This window comes from Myroides albus, from assembly GCF_009711045.1.
Classification (GTDB): domain Bacteria; phylum Bacteroidota; class Bacteroidia; order Flavobacteriales; family Flavobacteriaceae; genus Flavobacterium; species Flavobacterium album_A.
In genome coordinates this window covers 1-3,421 of sequence record NZ_WMJX01000091.1, presented here as the reverse complement: position 1 = coordinate 3,421, position 3,421 = coordinate 1, and the positions used below count along the sequence as shown (strand labels likewise).

Here is a 3,421-nt window from a genome sequence, read left to right as displayed (position 1 = left end):
TTTACTAGTTTCACTCCAGCTTATTTAGGGGCTAAGATATATCTAAGTATATTGTTCTTGATTTTGCTCGACTTTTCATTCTATGAAAAGCGTGATGGATGTCATTTAATGAAATTCCGAAAAGTTGTTGAAATAGAACGGCTATTTTTTTGATATCAGACTTGCCATTATTGATAGAACCACTTACATAGAGAGCATAAATTAATTCTATTAGAGCGTTTTGGGATTCAGACCATGTGAGTGATTCATTGTTTTTTGCATAGTTAATTTTAAGTTCATTTGAGTAGGATATTTGTTCTTGTAGATAGTTGATTAAATGAGTGTTGGCTAGTATTCTAGCTAATTTGTAATCATAATAAGTTGAAAAAAGAGGATCAATTTCAAAAGCAAAACTGTTGATTCCTACAAGTAAATTGATTTGACCTAGAGTAAAATACTCTAAATCTCTATCTACACGATTAGCTTGACAATATTTATAGAAATCGTTATTGCGAAAATATTTTTCGTATTCTTTATTTAGTTCAGAAATTTTTTCATGGTAGTATTCATTTTTGTTTGAAGCATTAATAGGGCAATTTGTCTCTATTCTATAGATTTTATTATAAAAGATAAGTTTTCCCAGTATTATGGGTTTTATGTTTTTAAAAAAAAACACTTCTTCATTTGAATTTTCAAAACCTATCAAAAGAAGTTCTGTTTTGATATCAGTTAGTGTTTTTTTTAGAAATTGAATCATTTCAACCGATTTTTCAATTGTCAAAGGTTCAAATGATATTAATTCATTTTCTTTTTTTTCAATGAGTTTTAACGAGTTTTTGTAATTAGCGATCTGTGTCATAAAAAATAAGGTTGGTTATTTATGACTGGTATGCATTAGATAGTGTTTTTCTCTTTTTTATATGCATTATTTAAATATAGTTCGAATTTAAATAGTGAGTCAATACGTGAATTCACTATAAAATGTGCGGAAAACACGTATAGTTTAATAAGATTAGAATTGTTTTTTCTTTTTACTAACCAAATCTGGTACCATAGGTAATAGGTAGGTAGATTAATAATATTTAGAAGTATGAGAGATTGTTTGCAATTATTTGTATTGTTTGAGTATGAAATTAGACTATTTATTTTAGTGGCTTTTTTCCTTGTACTAGTGATAGGATATTTTAATGTTTTGAATAAGTTTAAAACAAAACAAAAACGTGATAAATGTATAATTGATAATTCTTTACTAGTTTATAGAGAAAGAGAGAGAATAGCAAATGAGTTACATGATGGAGTATGTAGTGATCTAGTTAGTCTACTTAATTTGTTAGCGTCTTTTGAGTTGACTAAGGACCTTAAAATGCGTGATATGATTATTAAAAATCTACAGCTAGAGTTAAAGCAGTGTTATGATAATGTCTTGCATATTAGCTATGGACTTTTACCTCCTTTAATATCAGATAATTCTATCAATTGTATTTTACAAAATTATGTACTTAAAGTATCCAAGTTAAATAAAATTAGGGTGTCTATGAAAATAATGGAGCAAACATTTTTTTTTAGTGAGTCAGTTAAATTGGAGATTTATAGGATTACTCAAGAAGTAGTTCAAAATATTATCAAACACAGTAATGCTACAACTATTGGTGTTAGAATAGTATGGTACTCTCAGAAATTTACCTTGTTTATTTCTGACAATGGAATGAAATACAATTTTAATTTATGTTTTACTGCTCAAGAAGGGTTAGGATTAAAAAGTATGATTTTAAGAGCAAAAAGGATTAAAGCAATATTAACACATGAATTTGTTAAAGAGCAAAATATAGTTTGTTTAAGTATTAATAGAGAAAAATATGGTTAGAATAGGTATTGTTGATGATCATACACTTTTTAGAGAAAGCTTCGAATTATTAGTTAATCAATTTGAAAATAGTAAAGTAGTATGTCAATGTTCTAATGGATTAGAGCTATTGAAAGAGTTAGAAGAAAAAGAAATTGATTTGATTTTTTTAGATCTTCAAATGCCTGTAATGGATGGTTTTCAAACAGCTTCTTTGGTATTGACTAGATTCCCAAAAATAAAGATAATAGTACTAACCAGTTTTAGTGATTTGTATAACATTGAAAGAATGTTACAGTTAAATATTTCAGGTTATCTAACAAAGAGTATACAGCCTAGTTTATTAGAAAAAGCAATTCGAATAGTTTCTGAAGGGGGAGTTTTTTATGATGGAAACATAAAACAGATTATACATATATTTCAGCAGCATGTTTATAAAAGCGAAGTAGTTTTAACGGATAAAGAAATTGTAATTATTAAATTATTTGCTCTGCAACATAGTGGAAAAGAAATAGCAGAAAAATTGAATTTAAGTTTGAGAACCATAGAAAAGTATAAAGAAAATTTGATATACAAAACTAATGCTAGTAATTTTATTGGTGTAATTATTTATGCAATGCAAAGACATTACATATCCTTGAGTGAGCTATATCGGTAAGTTTTTAAGGAGGTTATTGGTTTGTATCAAATATGAAAATACCGTGAAAACACGTATTGTTTTGAATAATAGTCCTTTGTAATTTTACTTTGGTTCGAATCAATTTAAAATGAATTGATACTGAAAACAAATACCTTATGTTTTCTAGAGATGTAAAGTAATGGAGCTGTTCGGTTTAAAGTAACTATACAAATCGACTAAACAAAAGTAAAACCAACTAACTTAAAAAATGATCAGAAACAATAACAGACACGAGGTTTGTTATTTTAATTTCACACCAATTAAATTATGAAAAACTCAATAAAAACCCTACTTATGTCATTTGCCGTTGTTGCAATGCTAAGTGTAGGTGCATTCACTGTGAATGCTAGTAATAATGATCAAGTTGTTCAAGTAGAAACAGCAGTATTAGCTCAAACTCCATATATTGGAAAACTTCATTATAAAGTAGGTAATTCATATCCAGAAGCTGATATTGTAAATCTTGAAAACTGTACTTTAACAGTAACAAGTATTCCTTATTATGAAGATGTAGAGGGTCAGAATGAGCGTATGTATGGTTGGGATTCTAATCAAGGGAGATATCTTCCTCTTTTTGAGATTACGCAATAAAAGAGTTTGATAGAAATTAATAAAAAGGTAGAAGACGCTAATTGGCGTCTTCTACTATTTTTTTCTAAAAATCATCTAATTGATTCCATGAGTAGGGCTTTTTAATACCTTCTTCAATCCATTTTCGATCGTGTTTGTCTTTTAAGAAATAGTCAAACCAATCATTAACACGATGAACCAGGTCGATTGTTTGCTTTGGGGCATCAAAACCTCCTCCGTGATCCATATCGTTATAAAAAAGAGCAATGGTAGGCTTTTTATATCGTAGTAGGGCAATATACATTTTACGAGTATTTTCCCAATATACATTTTCATCCAGAAGTCCAGTC

General features: G+C 28.3%; 5 protein-coding genes. 3 read left to right on the top strand and 2 right to left on the bottom strand.

Going from position 1 to position 3,421, the window contains the following annotated elements; genetic code table 11:
- Positions 1-31: 31 nt before the first annotated feature.
- Entirely contained in the window at positions 32-838 is an 807-nt protein-coding gene (locus GJV76_RS15285) for an RteC domain-containing protein (RefSeq protein ID WP_155093449.1), read from the bottom strand.
- 231 nt (positions 839-1,069) lie between these two features.
- Between GJV76_RS15285 and GJV76_RS15280 the strand changes: the two genes are divergently transcribed.
- The 3 genes from GJV76_RS15280 (at position 1,070) to GJV76_RS15270 (ending at position 3,092) form a co-directional block, all read left to right on the top strand.
- Positions 1,070-1,843: a sensor histidine kinase gene (locus tag GJV76_RS15280; RefSeq protein ID WP_155093448.1), complete on the top strand. Its 774-nt coding sequence runs from the start codon at positions 1,070-1,072 to the stop codon at positions 1,841-1,843.
- The gene (locus tag GJV76_RS15275) at positions 1,836-2,480 is read left to right on the top strand and encodes a response regulator transcription factor (protein ID WP_155093447.1); all 645 of its coding nucleotides are present in this window, start codon (positions 1,836-1,838) and stop codon (positions 2,478-2,480) included. The genes GJV76_RS15280 and GJV76_RS15275 overlap by 8 nt, the downstream gene beginning before the upstream one ends.
- A gap of 288 nt (positions 2,481-2,768) precedes the next feature.
- Positions 2,769-3,092, top strand: coding sequence for a hypothetical protein (locus GJV76_RS15270; RefSeq protein WP_155093446.1), 324 nt, complete (start codon positions 2,769-2,771; stop codon positions 3,090-3,092).
- Positions 3,093-3,156: 64 nt separating this feature from the next.
- Here GJV76_RS15270 and GJV76_RS15785 read toward each other — a convergent pair.
- Positions 3,157-3,421 (bottom strand): alpha/beta hydrolase family protein (locus GJV76_RS15785; protein WP_196216248.1); only part of this gene is annotated, 265 nt, incomplete at its 5' end.

What these genes read in the sequence shown, in the direction of transcription:
- GJV76_RS15285 (WP_155093449.1), bottom strand. Translation starts at nt 838, where the DNA reads ATGACACAGATCGCTAATTACAAAAACTCGTTAAAACTCATTGAAAAA.
- GJV76_RS15280 (WP_155093448.1), top strand. Translation starts at nt 1,070, where the DNA reads ATGAGAGATTGTTTGCAATTATTTGTATTGTTTGAGTATGAAATTAGA.
- GJV76_RS15275 (WP_155093447.1), top strand. Translation starts at nt 1,836, where the DNA reads ATGGTTAGAATAGGTATTGTTGATGATCATACACTTTTTAGAGAAAGC.
- GJV76_RS15270 (WP_155093446.1), top strand. Translation starts at nt 2,769, where the DNA reads ATGAAAAACTCAATAAAAACCCTACTTATGTCATTTGCCGTTGTTGCA.